Origin of the sequence: Bacillus sp. EKM420B, from assembly GCF_011065565.1 — a bacterium.
GTDB lineage: Bacteria > Bacillota > Bacilli > Bacillales > Bacillaceae > Bacillus > Bacillus velezensis.
Genome location: NZ_JAAMNX010000005.1, coordinates 213,932 through 233,274, shown reverse-complemented (window position 1 = coordinate 233,274; position 19,343 = coordinate 213,932). Strand labels below are relative to the sequence as shown.

The window sequence follows — 19,343 nt, the reverse complement described above, 5'->3', positions numbered from 1 at the left end:
TGAACGTTTGTCCTCCGTTTTTTCTGTGTCAAAAACTTAGAGGAGATTAGGTGACAACCATGACGAAGTTAGTGAATGAAATGATTCTTGTTCTTGATTTCGGCAGTCAGTATAACCAGCTGATTACCCGCCGGATCCGTGAATTTGGCGTATATAGCGAGCTGCACCCCCATACGTTGACAGCTGAGGAAATCAAAGAAATGAATCCAAAAGGAATTATCCTTTCAGGCGGACCGAACAGTGTATATGATGAAGGATCTTTCCGCTGTGACGAAAAAATCTTTGAACTCGATATTCCTGTATTAGGCATCTGCTACGGCATGCAGCTGATGACTCATTACCTCGGAGGAAAAGTCGAGGCGGCAAGCCAGCGCGAATACGGAAAAGCCAACATTCAGATTCAAGGAACTCCTGACTTGTTCAAAGATCTTCCGGAAGAACAAGTTGTCTGGATGAGTCACGGCGATTTGGTTGTAGAAGTTCCAGAGGGCTTCACTGTTGACGCAACAAGCCATCACTGCCCGAATTCAGCGATGAGCAAAGCGGACAAGAATTGGTACGGCGTTCAGTTCCACCCGGAAGTGCGCCACTCTGAATACGGCAATGATCTTCTGAAAAACTTTGTATTCGGCGTTTGCGATTGTGAAGGCAAATGGTCAATGGAAAACTTTATCGAAATCGAAATGCAAAAAATCCGTGAAACAGTCGGAGACAAGCAGGTTCTTTGCGCGCTAAGCGGCGGTGTTGATTCCTCTGTTGTGGCTGCTTTAATTCATAAAGCGATCGGCGACCAGCTGACTTGTATTTTCGTAGATCACGGCCTTCTCCGTAAAGGCGAAGCGGAAGGCGTCATGAAAACGTTCAGCGAAGGCTTTAATATGAATGTCATTAAAGTTGATGCGAAAGACAGATTCTTAAACAAGCTGAAAGGTGTTTCTGATCCAGAGCAAAAACGCAAAATCATCGGCAACGAATTCATTTACGTATTTGATGATGAAGCGGACAAGCTGAAAGGCATCGATTATCTTGCGCAAGGAACGCTTTATACGGATATTATCGAGAGCGGTACTGCAACGGCGCAAACGATCAAGTCGCATCACAATGTCGGCGGACTTCCTGAAGATATGCAGTTTGAACTGATCGAGCCGCTGAACACCCTTTTCAAAGACGAAGTGCGCGCGCTTGGCACAGAGCTCGGCCTTCCGGATGATATCGTATGGCGTCAGCCGTTCCCGGGCCCTGGACTTGGCATCCGCGTACTCGGCGAAGTAACGGAAGAAAAACTTGAAATCGTTCGTGAATCAGACGCGATTCTGCGTGAAGAAGTGGCGAATCACGGCCTTGAGCGCGACATCTGGCAGTACTTCACGGTTCTTCCTGACATCCGCAGCGTCGGCGTCATGGGAGATGCGAGAACGTATGATTACACAATCGGTATCCGTGCCGTAACATCAATTGACGGCATGACATCTGACTGGGCGCGTATCCCTTGGGATGTGCTTGAAGTGATTTCTACACGGATCGTCAACGAAGTGAAACACATCAACCGCGTCGTGTATGACATTACGAGCAAGCCGCCTGCAACGATTGAGTGGGAATAAATGAAGATAAAAAACGTCTCTTTTTAAAAAAGAGGCGTTTTTTTTTATCTTTTTGAAACCGTTTTGCCCCGATTTATATCTAACAGCATAGGAGGTGGATAAGGTGAAGGAAGAACGATTGATCAAAAAGGCGAAAAAAGGCGATGCCGCAGCCTTTGAAAAACTGATCACAGCACACCAGGATACTTTATATAAAACAGCTTATCTCTATTTGCATCACAAAGAAGATACGCTGGACGCAGTGCAGGAAACGGCTTACAAGGCTTTTCTTCATATCGCGCAGCTGAAGGAGCCGAAATATTTTAAAACGTGGCTGATCCGGATTCTGCTTCATACGATTTTTGCGATGAGGAAAAAGCACGGAGACGTCATTCCGTTTGAGCCGCAGCATGATACGCGCGCGGAGAATAAGAACATTGAAGAATACATAGATCTTCGGAATGCCCTTGAAACGCTTGACGAACATATACAGCTGACCATTCAGCTTTATTATTTTCAAGATTTCTCGATTGCTATGATCGCTGAACAGACCGGTATGGCGGAAGGCACTGTAAAAACGCATCTCCACAGGGCGAGAAAAGCATTGAAGCAGGAACTGGAAAAGGAGGATAAACACATATGGAAAAGCATCAAATGAAGCAATTGTATCAGGACATTGACGTGCCGAAAGCTGAGTTGAAAAATGTGATACACAGCGCTGCTGTCCGTGCCGGAAAAGAAGGCGCCGTCAGACGGAGATGGGGACGAAAAGTGATAAACGGCCTCGCGGTTGCTGCTGCTTTGTTTATTCTGTATCTGTCCTCAGGCTTGTTCATGCCCTCCGTTAACACGGCTATGGGAAACATTCCTGTTGCCGGACAAATTTACAGTCTGTTTCAGGATAAGGCAGGTTCTGCGCTGTTTAAAAGCAATTTGGTGACAAAACTGAACGAAAAAGCGGAATCACGCGGAATCACGGTGACAGTGAAAAGTGTGTATTACGACAGCGGACAGCTCGTTTATAACTTTATCGTTGATAATTTGAAATCAGATGAGGAGAGCATCTCTTTTCAAGTCGATTATAAAGATCCACGGAATATGTTAGCAGAGGATTATGACAGCAGTGATATGAAAAAAATGAAAGACGGGCGGTACGCGGGGCAGCTTCGCCTGTTCATGGACGGCTCAAAGCTGAAAGACGGTGATAAGCTTCCGCTTGTCATTACACAAATCAAGGATATCCCCGGAAACTGGCGCTTTACACTCCCTATTAAAAAACAAAAGTCCGTTTCTCTTGAAGGAACGAAAGCTGTGAATGTAAATCACGGATTATACCGCTTTTTCGATATCCGGGCGGAAAACGGAACGATGGGATCGGCCCTACTGTATTCTATCGACTTCTATGATGCAGCCAAAAATGATGCCATCTCGATTTACGAAGCAACGGATGATGCTGGAAACCATTATGAAATGACGATGTCGAATATTGAACTTGGCGGCAGGAAGAATCTTCCCGGCGGTGGGAAAAGAATACGCGGCCAAACTCAATTCAGCAAACCGATAGACCCGAAAGCGAAAACACTTTTCATAACGGGCGATATAAAAACAGAATCAGAGCCGGGAGAAATCGTGCCTCTGAAAACAAAACTGCCCGTCAGTTATAAAACGAAACATCATCATGTCGGCATCACCATCAAAAAGATCAAACAGCAAGACAGACGGGTGATCGTCGATTATCAATTCACAGGAATTAATTACAGCAAAGCGGATAAAGATCAGCTGATGAATGTCGGTGAATCAATCGGTCTCGGCAATACGAAAAAAATGAAAACTTGGCCATCGCTTAATGAGTATGAAAAAGGCTATTATCTGAAAGGGAATAAGGCGAAAGTCACGAATCTTAAAACGGGTGAAATGGAATCCGTTTTTGAATTGGATGATTCATCAAATAAAGATTATTCATTGCGCGGTTTCTCATTCGATTCATATGCTTTGTACGTCAATCAAACGGTTATGAACTTGCTGGCGGATGACAAGGGGATTACATTCGCGGTGCCGGTTCGGCCTGCGGACGGAAAATGATGCCGGGAAGGCGGCTTTTGCCGTCTTCCATTTTTGGTCAATTAACGAATAAACCAAATTTTTTTAACGGGATTGTTCGTTTTTTTTATTGAGTTTTCAAAATTGAATTGATACAATAGACTCAGAAATCAAATATGCAGATATCGTATAATGGCGGGGATATGGCCCGCAAGTTTCTACCAAGCTACCGTAAATGGCTTGACTACGGATCAATCTCAATCGTTTGATATAAATAATCCATTCTTATTTATTCAGACTGAACGTATGTAGTCAAGCGTCCCAAAATGTTATTTGGGGCGTTTTTTATTTGGCGGATAACGGGCAGAATAAATGGGAGAGAATGAAGGAGGCAATTGGCTTGAAGCAATTTTTTCAGTTTGATGAGCTGGGGACAAGCTATCGTAATGAAATCATCGGCGGTTTAACGACCTTTTTGTCAATGGCGTACATTCTGTTCGTCAATCCGCTGACATTGTCTTTAAACGGTGTGAAAGGATTTCCCGAAGCATTGAAAATTGATCAGGGCGCGGTGTTCACCGCTACAGCCTTGGCATCTGCGGCCGGCTGTATTTTAATGGGGCTCATTGCAAAGTATCCGATCGCGATTGCGCCGGGTATGGGATTAAATGCGTTTTTTGCTTTCTCTGTCGTACTCGGCATGGGGATTTCATGGCAGGCTGCGCTTTCCGGCGTCTTGATTTCCGGAATTATCTTCGTGGCGCTTTCACTGACGGGATTGCGGGAAAAAATCATTAATGCGATTCCGCCTGAGCTGAAATTGGCGGTCGGCGCGGGTATCGGTTTGTTTATCACATTTGTCGGTTTGCAGGGTTCGGGCATTATTGAAGCGAACTCATCGACTTTGGTGTCTATCGGCAATATTCACAGCGGCCCTGTGCTGCTGACGGTTTTCGGTGTTATTGTGACGGTCATTCTGATGGTGCTTCGCGTAAACGGCGGCGTGTTTATCGGAATGCTTCTGACGGCGGTTGCCGGTATGATCTGCGGGCTGATTCCGGTTCCGACACACATTGTCGGCAGCGTGCCGAGTCTTGCGCCGACTTTCGGACAGGCGTGGATGCACCTTCCGGATATCTTCTCCGTACAAATGCTGATTGTCATTTTAACTTTCCTGTTCGTCGGATTTTTCGATACGGCCGGTACGCTGGTAGCTGTAGCGACACAGGCCGGACTGATGAAGGAAAACAAACTTCCGCGCGCGGGAAGAGCGCTTCTGGCAGATTCAACATCAATCGTTATCGGAGCCGTGCTCGGTACGTCTACAACGACTTCTTATGTTGAATCCAGCTCAGGCGTTGCGGCGGGGGCGCGCTCCGGCTTCGCGGCTGTTGTGACGGGCATTCTCTTTTTGCTGGCGATGTTTTTCTCGCCGCTTCTGTCAGTTGTTACCACGAATGTGACGGCTCCGGCTTTAATTATTGTCGGCGCGCTGATGGTGGCGCCGCTCGGTAAGATCGCCTGGGATAAATTCGAGGTGGCTGTTCCGGCATTTTTAACGATGATTATGATGCCGCTGACGTACAGTATTGCGACGGGGATTGCGATCGGTTTTATTTTCTACCCGATTACAATGATCTGCAAAGGAAAAGGAAAAAGCGTTCACCCGATTATGTACGGGCTGTTCGTCATCTTTATTCTGTATTTCATCTTCTTGAAATAACGGAAAAACCGGCTGAGGACAGCCGGTTTTTTGTTTTTGTCCTATTCCGTAAAACCAATACATACTATAAAACGTCATGTGGGTGTCCGGGTGAAGAAAACCGCTTGACTGTTTAAGGCCGCTTCGGTACCTTATATAAGTGTTTTATTTTCTTGCTAAACAAATTCCGCCGTATTTTTTTGATAGGAGTTGCTGACATGACGGAAGAAAGAAAAGAAACGTTGGAAGAAGAAAAACAGCATCAGGGAACTGATGAAGAACCGCTGTCGAGAATGTCCAGAAATGCGGGACGTTATCAAAAGCAAAAGAAAAAAGAAAAGGAACGGCGCCCGGCTCCGGCTTTTACGGAAAAACTCGCTTCTGCATGGGCCGCGGTCAAACGTTATTGCCGTTTCGCGCTGCGCATTTTGACATCACCGGTGAAGGTCGTTGGGGAAGACGGCTTTTCCCGCTTTAAATATGCTCTTATTTCAATGCTTGTATTCAGTATCTTTTTCTCAATCGGAAATTGGTTTCAGCTGAGGGCAAGCCAGCAAAGGCCTCTCGGATACGGGGAGCGGCATCATACGTTTTTTGACGGCTTTACCGTCGTTCTCGTGTATACGCTCGTCTTTTTTGCCGCTGCGGCGGGAGCGGTCTGGCTTGTATCACGTTATATGATGAAGCAGAAAATTACGATGCGGGATGCGGCCGCGGGGGTCGGATCGCTTTTGGTTCCGGCTGTCGCCTGCTCTATCGTGTGGATGATTTTCGCGATATTGAATCTGCCGGTCATCACCGTGGTGTTTACGGCGCTGACCTTGTTTCTGGCCGCCTCGGCGATGGTGCAGTTTGTGCAGATTCTATACAAATCGGCTGAAAAGCCTGCGGCTGACGTGATGTACTGTATTTCCGCGGCGGTCATCATCATGCTCGTTTTTACGGCTGTGACATGGCCGCTCATTTCCGAGTACTTTACTGCTTCGCTGATTCCTTTATAAGTCGAAATTTGTCTTTCACAATGTTTACAAATTTTTCTAATGAAGCGTGTTGTTTTGAGGACCCGGCCGAGATATGATGAGAGCAACAGCAATTCGAAAGCGGCACTACTCTTTATGATTCGGAAAGGGATGATGAAGATGGCCCCGTTGTTGCGAGAAGCCATTAATCGGAAAAAACAGCACCTGAGGACAAAACTGATCCGCTCTGGGTTTTATCAAGACCATGTTCAGGAACTGTCCGGATACACGCTGAGTGAACTTGAGAAGGAATATGAAGCTGTCAAACGATTGAAAAAAGCCGAGCTTCACTGATAAGAGCTTGAAAGTCTGCCTTGCGGGGCGGGCTTTTTTTTCTTTTGAAAATGATGAAAAGAGGGTAAACTATCCTTAATTGAAAGATTGGCTTTTCAAAGTCAGAGGAGGGGAATCAGTGATGCAGACAATTTTATCCAACAGTATAGGTATGGTTCTCATTATTCTCATCATTAACATTATATATGTCTCTTTCTTTACGATCAGGATGATTCTGACATTAAAGGGACAGCGCTATTTCGCCGCAGGCATCAGTACGATTGAAATCCTTGTGTATGTGACCGGCTTGAGTCTCGTTCTCGGCAATCTGAATCAAATTCAAAACGTCATTGCCTATGCGCTCGGCTACGGCCTCGGCGTCATAGTGGGAATGAAAATTGAAGAAAAACTGGCGCTCGGCTACATAACAGTCAACGTCATTACGAAAGAGCTTGATCTGGACCTGCCGAAACAGCTCCGGGAAAAAGGATACGGTGTTACAAGCTGGGTTGCGGGCGGACTTGAAGGAGACCGGACCGCCATGCAGATTCTGACGCCGCGCAAATATGAGCTTCAGCTTTATGATACGATTAAAACGCTTGATGAAAAAGCGTTTATCATCGCCTTTGAGCCGAAAACGATCCACGGCGGATTCTGGGTGAAAGCAGTGAAGAAGAGGAGAATTAAGGAATGACAAAGCCAAAAAAGAAACGGTTTGAAGTAACGGAAGATGAAACGATTGACACCATTCTCACTTTAATGAAGGAAGAGGGTTATATGCCCGTCCGGCGGATGGAAGAGCCGATCTTTACAGAAAAGAAAGAAAATGGATCAATTCAAGTCGTTCCTTGCGGGAAAAAAATCGTATTTGAAGGGAAATTGATCTAAACACGAACATTAAAAGAAAGAATTTTTATATCGTTCGATAATGTCGTTGACATTATCCAAGTCCGTTGTTAAGATAAACATGAAATCAAAACACGACCTCATATAATCTTGGGAATATGGCCCATAAGTTTCTACCCGGCTGCCGTAAACGGCCGGACTATGCAGGAAAGTGATAAACAGCTGACATGGATATCGCAGAAGCGAACGACTGACGATACGCGCGCCATGCCCGGTTTGTATTGCTTCCTCATAGTTGCAATATAAGCCGGGCTTTTTTTTCTGAAAAACAAAGCATGAGAAGGTGGGAACAGAATGCAGCCGCTAGCAGGAATCATCATGGGAAGCACCTCCGATTGGGAGACAATGAAACATGCATGCGACATACTTGACGAACTTCACATTCCTTATGAAAAACAGGTAGTATCCGCGCACCGGACGCCTGATTTGATGTTTGAATATGCAGAAAGCGCCAGAGACAGAGGCTTAAAAGTCATTATTGCCGGAGCCGGTGGAGCGGCGCATCTGCCGGGTATGACGGCGGCCAAAACGACACTGCCGGTGATCGGCGTACCGGTTCAGACAAAATCGCTTAACGGGCTTGATTCTCTTCTGTCTATCGTACAGATGCCCGGCGGCGTGCCGGTCGCGACGACGGCGATCGGAAAAGCGGGCGCAGTGAACGCGGGTCTGTTAGCCGCGCAAATTTTGTCGGCATTTGACGGTGACATTGCGGATAAACTAGAGGCGAGAAGAAATGCGACAAAACAAACGGTGCTGGAAAGCAGTGATCAGCTTGTCTGATAAAAAAACGATTTATCCCGGCGCCGTCATCGGCATTATCGGAGGCGGACAGCTCGGAAAAATGATGGCTGTCGCCGCAAAACAGATGGGCTATAAAGTCGCAGTCGTCGATCCCGTGAAAGACTCGCCATGCGGACAGATCGCCGATATTGAGATTACCGCCCAGTATAATGACCGTGAAGCGATTCAAAAATTGGCCGGAGTCAGTGACATCATTACGTACGAATTTGAAAATATCGATTACGAGGCGCTCAACTGGCTCAAAGAACATGCATATCTTCCCCAGGGAAGCGAGCTGCTGCTCATCACCCAAAACAGGGAAACGGAAAAAAAGGCGATCCAGTCAGCAGGCTGTCAAGTCGCTCCTTATCGGATCGTGAACAGCGGACGGGAGCTTGAGGAAGCTGTTCAGGCACTGGGGCTCCCGGCTGTGCTGAAAACATGCCGCGGCGGATATGACGGCAAAGGCCAATTTGTCATTAAGGAAGAAGGACAGACAGACGAAGCGGCCGCGCTGCTAGAAAACGGCACGTGCATACTGGAAAGCTGGGTATCATTCCGGATGGAGCTTTCCGTTATCGTGACGAGATCGGTGCACGGTGAGATTTCAACCTTTCCGGCTGCTGAAAATATCCACAAAAATAATATTCTGTTCCAAAGCATCGTGCCCGCGAGAGCGGAGGAAACGGTTCAAAAGCGGGCAGAGGCGCTTGCCGTCCAGCTCGCGGAGAAATTGGAGCTTGTCGGGCCGCTTGCGGTGGAAATGTTCGTCACGGAAGACGGAGACCTTTTGATCAATGAACTGGCGCCGCGTCCTCACAACTCCGGGCATTATACGCTCGACCTTTGTGAAACGAGCCAGTTCGAACAGCACATCAGAGCGGTCTGCGGACTTCCTCTCGGCAGAACCGATCTTCTCAAACCGGGAATGATGGTGAATCTGCTCGGTGATGAAGTGAAGCTTGCGGAGGAGCATACGGAGCTTTTAAAAGAAGCCAAACTGTACCTGTACGGAAAACATGAGATTAAAAAAGGCCGCAAAATGGGGCATATGACATTTTTGCGGAAGCCTGATGAAACATGGATTCAGGACATCACGAACATATGGATGAAAAGAGACGGAGGACGAGCATAATGATCGAACGTTATTCAAGACCTGAAATGTCCGCGATCTGGACGGACGAAAACAGATACCAGGCATGGCTGGAAGTCGAGATTTTAGCCTGTGAAGCCTGGGCTGAGCTTGGCGTCATTCCGAAAGAAGACGTCAAGGTCATGCGCGAAAACGCGTCTTTTGACATCAACCGCATTTTGGAAATCGAGCAGGATACGCGCCATGACGTCGTTGCATTTACCCGGGCGGTTTCAGAATCATTAGGCGAAGAAAGAAAATGGGTCCACTACGGCCTGACGTCAACAGATGTCGTGGATACCGCTCTTTCCTATCTATTAAAACAGGCGAATGAGATCTTGCTCAAGGACATTGAGAGATTTGTTGACATTATAAAAGAAAAAGCGAAAGAACATAAATACACGGTCATGATGGGCCGCACGCACGGCGTACACGCGGAACCGACGACTTTCGGCCTGAAACTCGCGCTTTGGCACGAAGAAATGAAACGCAACCTTGAACGTTTCAAGCAGGCAAAAGAAGGGATCGAAGTCGGGAAGCTTTCCGGCGCGGTCGGCACATATGCAAATATTGATCCGTTCGTAGAGCAGTATGTCTGCGAAAAGCTCGGCCTGAAAGCGGCGCCGATTTCCACTCAGACATTACAGCGCGACCGTCATGCGGATTACATGGCGGCACTGGCTTTGATCGCGACGAGCATTGAAAAATTCGCAGTGGAAATCCGCGGTCTGCAAAAGAGTGAAACACGTGAAGTGGAAGAGTTTTTTGCAAAAGGACAAAAAGGCTCATCGGCTATGCCTCATAAACGGAATCCGATCGGGTCGGAAAATATGACGGGCATGGCGCGCGTGATCCGCGGGTACATGCTGACGGCATACGAAAATGTACCGTTATGGCATGAGCGTGATATTTCTCATTCATCAGCTGAGCGCATCATTCTTCCTGACGCGACAATCGCGCTGAATTACATGCTGAACCGATTCAGCAACATCGTCAAAAACTTAACGGTATTCCCGGAAAATATGAAACGCAACATGGACCGCACACTCGGTTTGATCTATTCTCAGCGCGTGCTGCTCGCTTTAATCGACACGGGTCTGCCTCGTGAAGAAGCATATGACACGGTTCAGCCGAAAGCGATGGAAGCGTGGGAAAAACAAGTGCCGTTCCGCCAGCTTGTCGAAGCGGAGGAAAAAATCACGTCCCGCCTCACACCGGAACAGATTGCCGATTGCTTTGACTACAATTATCATCTGAAAAACGTCGACTTGATCTTTGAGCGTTTAGGTTTATAGAAGAAGCCAGCCGGAGGCGGCTTCTTCAGCCGCCGCAGATTGAATATTCCCAACATTCGGGTTAGGAGGCCTTCCGTGAATATTGTGAACAATAATCTTCTTTATGAAGGAAAAGCGAAACGAATTTATCAAACTGAAGACGAACAGATTCTCCGCGTGGTCTACAAGGATTCCGCAACAGCCTTTAACGGTGAGAAAAAAGCGGAGATCAGCGGAAAGGGCCGTCTGAACAATGAAATTTCAAGCCTGATTTTCAAACATCTGCACGCCAAAGGAATTGACAACCACTTTGTGGAGCGTGTTTCAGAATCAGAGCAGCTCATCAAAAAAGTGAGCATCATTCCGCTTGAAGTCGTGGTCAGAAACATTGCCGCCGGAAGCATGTCGAAACGTCTCGGCATCCCGGAAGGAACAGAGCTTCCGCAGCCGATTATCGAATTTTACTACAAGGATGACGCACTGGGCGATCCGCTCATCACAGAAGATCATATCCGGCTCTTGAAAGCTGCGGCTCCTGAGCAGGTCGAAACGATCAAATCGATTACAAACCAGGTGAATCAAGAACTGCAGCATATTTTTGAAGACTGCGGCGTCAGATTAATAGATTTTAAGCTGGAATTCGGCTTAGACGCAGAGGGACGGGTGCTTTTAGCGGATGAAATTTCTCCTGACACGTGCCGTCTGTGGGACAAAGACACAAACGAAAAGCTCGATAAAGATTTGTTCAGACGGAACCTGGGAAGCTTAACCGACGCATATGAAGAGATTTTCAAAAGACTGGGAGGCATTTCATAATGTATAAAGTGAAAGTTTATGTCAGCTTAAAAGAAAGTGTGCTCGATCCTCAAGGAAGCGCAGTGCAGCATGCATTGCACAGCATGACCTACAATGAAGTGCAGGATGTGCGCATCGGAAAATACATGGAGCTGACGATCGAAAAATCTGACCGCGATCTTGACGCGCTCGTGAAAGAAATGTGTGAAAAGCTCCTTGCCAATACAGTCATTGAAGACTACCGATATGAAGTTGAGGAGGTTGTCGCACAGTGAAATTTGCGGTGATTGTGTTACCCGGCTCCAACTGTGATATTGATATGTTCCACGCCGTAAAGGACGAACTCGGCGAAGAAGTCGAGTATGTCTGGCACGAGGAAACAAGCCTTGACGGATTTGACGGCGTGCTCATTCCCGGAGGGTTTTCATACGGCGACTACTTGAGATGCGGCGCCATTGCCAGATTCGCAAACATCATGCCGGCCGTGAAAAAAGCGGCTGCCGAAGGAAAACCGGTTCTCGGCGTCTGCAACGGATTCCAGATTCTGCAGGAGCTCGGACTTCTGCCAGGCGCGATGAGACGCAACAAAGATTTAAAGTTCATCTGCCGCCCGGTTGAATTAATCGTGCAGAACGGCGATACGTTATTCACATCTTCATATGAAAATGGACAATCGATTACGATTCCGGTTGCCCACGGCGAAGGCAATTTCTACTGTGATGACGAAACGCTTGAAAGATTAAAAGAAAACAATCAAATCGCCTTCACATACGGCGGCGATATTAACGGAAGCGTCAGCGGCATTGCCGGCGTCGTGAATGAGAAAGGCAACGTATTAGGCATGATGCCTCACCCTGAGCGCGCAGTCGATGAACTGCTCGGCAGCGCAGACGGTCTTACATTGTTCCGGTCTATCGTGAAAAATTGGAGGGAAACTCATGTCGCTACTGCTTGAACCAAGTAAAGAACAAATAAAAGAAGAGAAACTCTATCAGCAAATGGGTGTCAGTGATGACGAGTTCGCACTCATTGAATCTATTATCGGAAGATTGCCGAACTACACGGAAATCGGGATTTTTTCCGTGATGTGGTCAGAGCACTGCAGCTATAAAAACTCAAAACCGGTTTTACGCAAATTCCCGACTAACGGCGAACGCGTGCTGCAGGGTCCCGGAGAAGGCGCGGGAATCGTTGACATCGGTGACAATCAGGCGGTCGTGTTCAAAATTGAATCGCATAACCATCCGTCAGCGCTTGAGCCATACCAGGGTGCTGCGACCGGAGTGGGCGGTATCATCCGTGACGTTTTCTCAATGGGCGCCCGTCCGATAGCTGTATTAAACTCTCTTCGATTTGGTGAGCTCACTTCACCTCGTGTGAAGTACTTGTTTGAAGAAGTAGTGGCGGGAATCGCGGGATACGGAAACTGTATCGGCATCCCGACGGTCGGCGGAGAAGTGCAGTTTGACGCTAGCTATGAAGGCAATCCGCTTGTCAATGCAATGTGCGTCGGCTTGATTGATCATAAAGATATTAAAAAAGGCCAGGCGAAAGGTGTCGGCAACACGGTCATGTACGTCGGCGCTAAAACGGGCCGCGACGGCATACACGGCGCTACTTTCGCATCAGAAGAAATGTCAGATTCATCTGAAGAAAAACGTTCTGCGGTGCAGGTCGGCGATCCTTTCATGGAAAAACTTCTCCTGGAAGCATGCCTTGAAGTCATCCAATGCGACGCCTTAGTCGGCATTCAGGATATGGGGGCGGCCGGTCTGACAAGTTCGAGTGCTGAAATGGCAAGCAAAGCCGGCTCCGGCATTGAAATGAACCTTGATCTCATTCCGCAGCGGGAAACGGGTATGACCGCTTACGAAATGATGCTTTCCGAGTCTCAGGAACGCATGCTTCTCGTCATTGAACGCGGACGTGAACAGGAAATTGTCGATATTTTTGATAAATATGACCTTGAAGCGGTTTCCGTAGGTCATGTTACGGATGATAAAATGCTCCGCCTCCGCCATAACGGAGAGGTTGTTTGCGAACTTCCGGTCGACGCACTGGCGGAAGAAGCGCCTGTATACCACAAACCGTCAGCAGAACCCGCGTACTACCGCGAGTTTCAGGAAACGGAAGTTCCCGCGCCTGAAGTGAAAGATGCGACAGAGACGCTTTTTGACCTGCTGCAGCAGCCGACAATCGCCAGCAAAGAGTGGGTGTATGATCAATATGACTACATGGTGCGCACAAATACGGTGGTCGCTCCCGGCTCTGACGCGGGAGTGCTCAGAATCCGCGGCACGAAAAAAGCGCTGGCGATGACGACGGATTGCAACGCCCGTTATTTATATCTTGATCCAGAAGAAGGCGGAAAAATCGCCGTTGCCGAAGCGGCGCGCAACATCGTATGCTCCGGCGCCGAACCGCTTGCGGTCACGGATAATCTGAATTTCGGAAACCCGGAAAAACCTGAAATTTTCTGGCAGATCGAAAAAGCGGCCGACGGCATCAGCGAGGCGTGCAATGTTCTCAGCACACCCGTCATCGGCGGAAACGTATCACTTTATAATGAATCGAACGGAACGGCCATCTACCCGACGCCTGTTATCGGCATGGTCGGCTTAATTGAAGATACCGCTCATATTACGACACAGCATTTCAAACAAGCGGGGGATCTTGTATACGTGATCGGCGAAACAAAACCTGAGTTTGCCGGAAGCGAACTGCAAAAAATGACAGAAGGCCGCATTTACGGCAAAGCGCCGCAAATCGATCTTGATATAGAGCTGTCACGCCAAAAAGCATTGCTTGACGCGATTAAAAAAGGCTTCGTTCAATCCGCGCATGACGTATCAGAAGGCGGCTTAGGCGTAGCGATCGCAGAAAGCGTCATGACGACGGAAAACCTTGGCGCCAACGTGACTGTTGCAGGGGAAGCGGCGTTATTATTCTCTGAATCTCAATCCCGCTTCGTCGTTTCGGTCAAAAAAGAACACCAAGCGGCCTTTGAAGCAGCTGCGGCTGATGCGGTTCATATCGGTGAGGTAACGGCTGACGGACTTCTGGCGATTCAAAATCAGGACGGACAACAATTGGTTCACGCGCAAACGAAAGAACTTGAGCGCGCGTGGAAAGGAGCTATTCCATGCTTGCTGAAATCAAAGGCCTGAATGAAGAATGCGGTGTGTTTGGCATCTGGGGACATGAAGAAGCCCCGCAAATTACGTATTACGGCCTCCACAGCCTCCAGCACAGAGGACAGGAAGGCGCGGGAATTGTCGCGACTGACGGTGAAAAACTGACGGCGCACAAAGGCCAAGGACTGATCACTGAAGTATTTCAAAACGGCGAGCTCAGCAAAGTAAAGGGAAAAGGCGCGATCGGGCACGTTCGTTACGCAACGGCTGGAGGGGGCGGATATGAAAATGTTCAGCCGCTCCTGTTCCGTTCGCAAAACAACGGCAGCCTCGCGCTCGCCCATAACGGCAACTTGGTCAACGCCACACAGTTGAAGCAGCAGCTTGAAAACCAAGGGAGCATTTTTCAGACTTCCTCCGATACGGAAGTGCTGGCTCATCTGATTAAACGCAGCGGACACTTTTCGCTGAAGGATCAGATCAAAAATTCGCTATCTATGCTGAAAGGCGCTTATGCCTTTTTAATCATGACAGAAACAGAGATGATTGTAGCGCTTGACCCGAACGGACTCAGACCGCTGTCAATCGGCATCATGGGCGATGCTTATGTGGTCGCTTCAGAAACGTGCGCATTTGACGTCGTCGGCGCAACGTACCTTCGCGAGGTAGAGCCGGGCGAAATGCTGATCATCAACGATGAAGGCATGAAATCAGAGCGCTTTTCCATGAATATCAACCGTTCCATCTGCAGCATGGAGTACATTTATTTCTCAAGACCTGACAGCAATATCGACGGCATTAACGTGCACAGCGCCCGGAAAAACCTCGGGAAAATGCTTGCCCGGGAGTCAGCGGTTGAAGCGGATGTCGTCACAGGCGTGCCTGATTCCAGTATTTCTGCGGCCATCGGCTATGCCGAGGCAACGGGCATCCCGTACGAACTCGGTCTCATTAAAAACCGTTATGTCGGCAGAACGTTTATCCAGCCGTCACAGGCTCTCCGTGAGCAAGGCGTCAGAATGAAGCTGTCCGCCGTCCGCGGTGTTGTCGAAGGAAAACGGGTCGTCATGGTTGATGATTCCATCGTGCGCGGGACGACAAGCCGCCGGATTGTCACAATGCTCAGAGAAGCGGGGGCGACAGAGGTGCACGTCAAGATCAGTTCACCGCCGATCGCTCATCCGTGCTTCTACGGCATCGACACATCAACCCATGAGGAGCTGATCGCTTCCTCTCATTCCGTGGAAGAAATCCGTCAGATCATCGGAGCCGATACACTTTCTTTCTTAAGTGTAGACGGATTGTTAAAAGGAGTCGGCCGAAAATTTGAAGACACCAATTGCGGACAATGCCTCGCTTGTTTTACGGGCAAATATCCGACGGAAATTTATCAGGATACAGTGCTTCCTCACGTAAAAGAAGCGGTGCTGACAAAATAAAATGTGAAAATGACATAAAGGCAGCGGGAATTCAGGCTGCCTTTCTCTTTCTGCCTTTTAAGGAGAAACGAATTGACAAGGAGTGATAGGGATGTCTGATGCTTATAAAAATGCCGGAGTTGACATCGAAGCCGGATACGAAGCCGTCAAACGAATGAAAAAACACGTGGAGCGCACGAAAAGGCTCGGCGTTATGGGAAGCCTGGGCGGTTTTGGCGGAATGTTTGATCTGTCAGAGCTTCCGTATCAAAAGCCTGTTTTAATTTCCGGAACAGACGGTGTCGGCACCAAGCTGAAACTCGCATTTTCAATGGATAAGCATGACACGATCGGCGTCGATGCGGTCGCGATGTGTGTAAACGATGTGCTTGCCCAGGGAGCGGAGCCGCTGTTTTTCCTTGATTATTTGGCGGTCGGCAAAGCTGATCCTGTGAAAATTGAGCAGATCGTTCAGGGTGTGGCGGACGGATGCGAGCAGTCAGGATCAGCGCTTATCGGCGGTGAGACGGCGGAAATGCCGGGGCTTTATACGTCTGATGAATACGATATTGCGGGCTTTTCAGTCGGCGTCGCGGAAAAAGACGAAATCGTCACCGGTGAACATATCGAAGAGGGGCATCTCTTAATCGGACTTACTTCAAGCGGCCTTCACAGCAACGGATTCTCCCTTGTGAGAAAAGTGCTTCTTGATGACGGCGGACTAGATTTGGATACTGTCTATGAACCGTTTGCGCGTCCTCTCGGAGAAGAATTGCTGGAACCGACGAGAATATATGTGAAGCCGGTGCTCAAGGCGGTGAAAAGCGGTAAGGTGGACGGCATGGCGCATGTGACAGGCGGAGGATTCATCGAGAACATCCCGCGGATGCTGCCGGACGGATTGAGCGCGGAAATTGATCACGGATCATGGCCGATCCCGCCGATTTTTCCGTTTCTGCAGGAGCACGGCAAGCTGAAAGAAGAAGAAATGTTCAATGTTTTTAATATGGGCATCGGTTTTGTCCTTGCCGTTAAAGAAGAAAACCTGACAGACGTCATCGGCACGCTTGAAGCTCAGGGCGAGAAGGCTTATCTGATCGGCCGGGTCAAGCGGGGCGAAGGCATTTCTTTCGGCGGTGCGGCTCTTTCATGAAAAAGTTTGCGGTATTTGCTTCAGGAAACGGATCGAACTTCGAGGCCATTGCCAAACGCATGAGAGAAGAGAAGTGGGATGCGGAGCTCTCGCTTCTCGTGACGGATAAGCCTCAGGCAAAGGCGGCGGAAAGGGCGGAGGCTTTACATATCCCGTCATTCGCCTTTGAACCGTCATCTTTTGAAAACAAAGCGGCCTTTGAACAGGCCATTATTGAACAGCTGCGCCTGCACGGGGCGGAATTAATCGTTCTCGCCGGCTATATGAGACTGATTGGAGATACGCTGCTTGAAGCATACGGGGGCCGCATTATTAATATACATCCCTCGCTTCTTCCGGCATTCCCTGGGATTGACGCTGTCGGACAGGCGTATCGGGCCGGTGTGAAAGTGGCCGGCATTACCGTTCATTACGTCGACGAAGGCATGGACACCGGACCGATTATCGCGCAAAAAGCATTCGAAATACAGGAAAACGATACGCTTGAAGACATAGAGCATACAATACACGAGCTTGAGCACAAATGGTATCCGAGCGTTGTGAAGCGGCTGCTGGGACTAAATAACAGAGGTGAAAAGGCATGACAATCAAACGCGCACTAATCAGTGTTTCTGATAAAACAAATCTCGTACCTTTCGTAAGGGAACTGACAGAGCTCGGCGTCGAAGTCATTTCGACCGGAGGAACAAAAAAACTTCTTCAGGAAAACGGTGTGGATGTCATCGGCATTTCAGAAGTGACCGGATTTCCTGAAATTATGGACGGACGGTTAAAAACGCTCCATCCTAATATTCACGGCGGACTGCTTGCCGTAAGAGATAATGAAGAGCATATGGCGCAGATCAATGAGCACGGCATTGCACCGATTGACCTTGTGGTCGTCAACCTTTATCCGTTTAAAGAAACGATTTCAAAAGAAGACGTAACATACGATGAAGCGATAGAAAACATTGATATCGGCGGTCCCGGCATGCTGCGCGCCGCATCGAAAAACCATCAGGATGTGACGGTCATCACAGATCCGGCCGATTACAGCTCCGTGCTCAATGAGATGAAAGAACACGGCGGCGTTTCGCTCAAAAGAAAACGCGAGCTTGCGGCCAAAGTATTCCGCCATACCGCGGCATACGACGCTTTAATCGCTGATTACTTAACACGCGAGGCCGGTGAGAAAGACCCTGAGCAATTCACCGTTACATTTGAGAAAAAACAATCGCTCCGCTACGGTGAAAACCCTCACCAAGAGGCTGTTTTCTATCAAAGCGCACTTCCTGTCTCCGGTTCCATCGCGGCGGCAAAACAGCTTCACGGCAAAGAGCTTTCTTACAACAATATTAAGGACGCGGATGCGGCCGTTCAAATCGTCCGGGAATTTACAGAACCCGCAGCTGTTGCCGTTAAACATATGAACCCGTGCGGAGTCGGTACGGGAGCTTCAATTGAGGAAGCATTCAATAAAGCGTATGAAGCTGATAGAACCTCCATTTTCGGCGGCATCATCGCGCTGAACCGTGAAGTTGATCAGGCAACGGCTGAAGCCCTTCACGGCATCTTTTTAGAAATCATTATCGCCCCTTCTTTCAGTGAAGAAGCGCTGAACGTGCTGACGGCGAAGAAAAACCTTCGTCTGCTCACGCTTGACGTGACCGCATCAGGAAAGAAAGAAAAACAGCTGACTTCCGTACAGGGCGGTCTTTTGATTCAAGATTTAGACGTCCATGGATTTGATGACGCCGACATCAGCATTCCGACAAAAAGAGAGCCGAGCGAGCAGGAATGGGAAGATTTGAAGCTGGCCTGGAAAGTCGTCAAACACGTGAAATCCAACGCGATCGTCCTTGCAAAAGACCATATGACGGTCGGTGTGGGCGCAGGACAGATGAATCGCGTCGGTTCAGCCAAAATCGCCATTGAGCAGGCCGGAGAAAAAGCAAAAGGCAGCGCGCTCGGATCAGACGCGTTTTTCCCGATGCCGGATACAGTCGAAGAAGCCGCAAAAGCCGGTGTCACGGCGATTATCCAGCCCGGCGGATCGGTCCGCGATGAAGATTCAATTAAAAAAGCGGATGAATACGGCATCGCCATGGTATTCACCGGCATCAGACATTTCAAACATTAAGGGGAGGGGAACGAA

Annotated in this window: 19 protein-coding genes and 2 riboswitches; all 19 genes read left to right on the top strand. The window is 48.6% G+C overall.

Annotation, left to right across the window (positions count from 1 at the left end):
- Window positions 1-59: 59 nt before the first annotated feature.
- The 19 genes from guaA (at window position 60) to purH (ending at window position 19,328) form a co-directional block, all read left to right on the top strand.
- Window positions 60-1,601 carry a glutamine-hydrolyzing GMP synthase gene (gene guaA / locus G9F48_RS16235; RefSeq protein ID WP_007408887.1) on the top strand — a complete coding sequence of 514 codons (1,542 nt, stop codon included), beginning with the start codon at window positions 60-62 and terminating at the stop codon, window positions 1,599-1,601.
- Window positions 1,602-1,704: 103 nt separating this feature from the next.
- Complete coding sequence (locus tag G9F48_RS16230; protein ID WP_021495186.1) at window positions 1,705-2,238, top strand: sigma-70 family RNA polymerase sigma factor; 534 nt, start codon at window positions 1,705-1,707, stop codon at window positions 2,236-2,238.
- Window positions 2,220-3,662, top strand: a complete 1,443-nt coding sequence (locus G9F48_RS16225) for a DUF4179 domain-containing protein (protein ID WP_103527100.1) — start codon at window positions 2,220-2,222, stop codon at window positions 3,660-3,662. The genes G9F48_RS16230 and G9F48_RS16225 overlap by 19 nt, the downstream gene beginning before the upstream one ends.
- Window positions 3,663-3,785: 123 nt before the next feature.
- A riboswitch (purine riboswitch) is annotated at window positions 3,786-3,887 on the top strand.
- A 133-nt stretch (window positions 3,888-4,020) separates the two neighbouring features.
- Entirely contained in the window at window positions 4,021-5,343 is a 1,323-nt protein-coding gene (locus tag G9F48_RS16220) for an NCS2 family permease (protein WP_003155780.1), read from the top strand.
- 197 nt (window positions 5,344-5,540) lie between these two features.
- Window positions 5,541-6,323: a hypothetical protein gene (locus G9F48_RS16215; RefSeq protein ID WP_014304542.1), complete on the top strand. Its 783-nt coding sequence runs from the start codon at window positions 5,541-5,543 to the stop codon at window positions 6,321-6,323.
- 138 nt (window positions 6,324-6,461) lie between these two features.
- Entirely contained in the window at window positions 6,462-6,635 is a 174-nt protein-coding gene (locus tag G9F48_RS16210) for a Fur-regulated basic protein FbpA (protein ID WP_003155777.1), read from the top strand.
- A 118-nt stretch (window positions 6,636-6,753) separates the two neighbouring features.
- On the top strand, window positions 6,754-7,308 hold the full coding sequence (locus G9F48_RS16205; RefSeq protein WP_014469850.1) for a DUF2179 domain-containing protein: 555 nt from the start codon (window positions 6,754-6,756) through the stop codon (window positions 7,306-7,308).
- Window positions 7,305-7,502 (top strand): NETI motif-containing protein, encoded by a 198-nt coding sequence (locus G9F48_RS16200; protein WP_007609843.1) that lies wholly within the window; start codon window positions 7,305-7,307, stop codon window positions 7,500-7,502. Before G9F48_RS16205 ends, G9F48_RS16200 begins: the two co-directional genes overlap by 4 nt.
- Window positions 7,503-7,580: 78 nt before the next feature.
- Window positions 7,581-7,682, top strand: a riboswitch (purine riboswitch).
- Between the two features lie 132 nt (window positions 7,683-7,814).
- Window positions 7,815-8,303 (top strand): 5-(carboxyamino)imidazole ribonucleotide mutase, encoded by a 489-nt coding sequence (gene purE / locus G9F48_RS16195; RefSeq protein WP_003155768.1) that lies wholly within the window; start codon window positions 7,815-7,817, stop codon window positions 8,301-8,303.
- Entirely contained in the window at window positions 8,257-9,438 is a 1,182-nt protein-coding gene (gene purK / locus G9F48_RS16190) for a 5-(carboxyamino)imidazole ribonucleotide synthase (RefSeq protein ID WP_042634928.1), read from the top strand. The genes purE and purK overlap by 47 nt, the downstream gene beginning before the upstream one ends.
- Window positions 9,438-10,730 (top strand): adenylosuccinate lyase, encoded by a 1,293-nt coding sequence (purB, locus tag G9F48_RS16185; RefSeq protein WP_007408896.1) that lies wholly within the window; start codon window positions 9,438-9,440, stop codon window positions 10,728-10,730. Before purK ends, purB begins: the two co-directional genes overlap by 1 nt.
- 75 nt (window positions 10,731-10,805) lie before the next feature.
- A complete protein-coding gene (gene purC, locus G9F48_RS16180; RefSeq protein WP_156736033.1) occupies window positions 10,806-11,525 on the top strand; it encodes a phosphoribosylaminoimidazolesuccinocarboxamide synthase in 720 nt (239 codons plus the stop codon).
- Window positions 11,525-11,779: a phosphoribosylformylglycinamidine synthase subunit PurS gene (gene purS, locus G9F48_RS16175; RefSeq protein ID WP_003155758.1), complete on the top strand. Its 255-nt coding sequence runs from the start codon at window positions 11,525-11,527 to the stop codon at window positions 11,777-11,779. The genes purC and purS overlap by 1 nt, the downstream gene beginning before the upstream one ends.
- Complete coding sequence (gene purQ, locus G9F48_RS16170; protein WP_007609853.1) at window positions 11,776-12,459, top strand: phosphoribosylformylglycinamidine synthase subunit PurQ; 684 nt, start codon at window positions 11,776-11,778, stop codon at window positions 12,457-12,459. Before purS ends, purQ begins: the two co-directional genes overlap by 4 nt.
- Window positions 12,443-14,671, top strand: coding sequence for a phosphoribosylformylglycinamidine synthase subunit PurL (purL, locus tag G9F48_RS16165; RefSeq protein WP_165409791.1), 2,229 nt, complete (start codon window positions 12,443-12,445; stop codon window positions 14,669-14,671). Before purQ ends, purL begins: the two co-directional genes overlap by 17 nt.
- On the top strand, window positions 14,647-16,077 hold the full coding sequence (gene purF, locus G9F48_RS16160; RefSeq protein ID WP_032872540.1) for an amidophosphoribosyltransferase: 1,431 nt from the start codon (window positions 14,647-14,649) through the stop codon (window positions 16,075-16,077). The genes purL and purF overlap by 25 nt, the downstream gene beginning before the upstream one ends.
- Window positions 16,078-16,168: 91 nt before the next feature.
- Complete coding sequence (gene purM, locus G9F48_RS16155) at window positions 16,169-17,209, top strand: phosphoribosylformylglycinamidine cyclo-ligase (RefSeq protein WP_003155753.1); 1,041 nt, start codon at window positions 16,169-16,171, stop codon at window positions 17,207-17,209.
- Window positions 17,206-17,793 (top strand): phosphoribosylglycinamide formyltransferase, encoded by a 588-nt coding sequence (gene purN, locus G9F48_RS16150; RefSeq protein ID WP_165409790.1) that lies wholly within the window; start codon window positions 17,206-17,208, stop codon window positions 17,791-17,793. Before purM ends, purN begins: the two co-directional genes overlap by 4 nt.
- Entirely contained in the window at window positions 17,790-19,328 is a 1,539-nt protein-coding gene (gene purH / locus G9F48_RS16145; RefSeq protein ID WP_165409789.1) for a bifunctional phosphoribosylaminoimidazolecarboxamide formyltransferase/IMP cyclohydrolase, read from the top strand. Before purN ends, purH begins: the two co-directional genes overlap by 4 nt.
- Window positions 19,329-19,343 lie beyond the last annotated feature (15 nt).

Excerpts from the sequence above, each read along its gene's own strand:
- purB (WP_007408896.1), top strand. The coding sequence starts at position 9,438 with ATGATCGAACGTTATTCAAGACCTGAAATGTCCGCGATCTGGACGGAC.
- purE (WP_003155768.1), top strand. The coding sequence starts at position 7,815 with ATGCAGCCGCTAGCAGGAATCATCATGGGAAGCACCTCCGATTGGGAG.
- purM (WP_003155753.1), top strand. The coding sequence starts at position 16,169 with ATGTCTGATGCTTATAAAAATGCCGGAGTTGACATCGAAGCCGGATAC.
- G9F48_RS16200 (WP_007609843.1), top strand. The coding sequence starts at position 7,305 with ATGACAAAGCCAAAAAAGAAACGGTTTGAAGTAACGGAAGATGAAACG.
- purS (WP_003155758.1), top strand. The coding sequence starts at position 11,525 with ATGTATAAAGTGAAAGTTTATGTCAGCTTAAAAGAAAGTGTGCTCGAT.
- G9F48_RS16225 (WP_103527100.1), top strand. The coding sequence starts at position 2,220 with ATGGAAAAGCATCAAATGAAGCAATTGTATCAGGACATTGACGTGCCG.
- purL (WP_165409791.1), top strand. The coding sequence starts at position 12,443 with ATGTCGCTACTGCTTGAACCAAGTAAAGAACAAATAAAAGAAGAGAAA.
- purH (WP_165409789.1), top strand. The coding sequence starts at position 17,790 with ATGACAATCAAACGCGCACTAATCAGTGTTTCTGATAAAACAAATCTC.
- G9F48_RS16215 (WP_014304542.1), top strand. The coding sequence starts at position 5,541 with ATGACGGAAGAAAGAAAAGAAACGTTGGAAGAAGAAAAACAGCATCAG.
- purN (WP_165409790.1), top strand. The coding sequence starts at position 17,206 with ATGAAAAAGTTTGCGGTATTTGCTTCAGGAAACGGATCGAACTTCGAG.
- purK (WP_042634928.1), top strand. The coding sequence starts at position 8,257 with ATGCGACAAAACAAACGGTGCTGGAAAGCAGTGATCAGCTTGTCTGAT.
- purF (WP_032872540.1), top strand. The coding sequence starts at position 14,647 with ATGCTTGCTGAAATCAAAGGCCTGAATGAAGAATGCGGTGTGTTTGGC.
- guaA (WP_007408887.1), top strand. The coding sequence starts at position 60 with ATGACGAAGTTAGTGAATGAAATGATTCTTGTTCTTGATTTCGGCAGT.
- G9F48_RS16210 (WP_003155777.1), top strand. The coding sequence starts at position 6,462 with ATGGCCCCGTTGTTGCGAGAAGCCATTAATCGGAAAAAACAGCACCTG.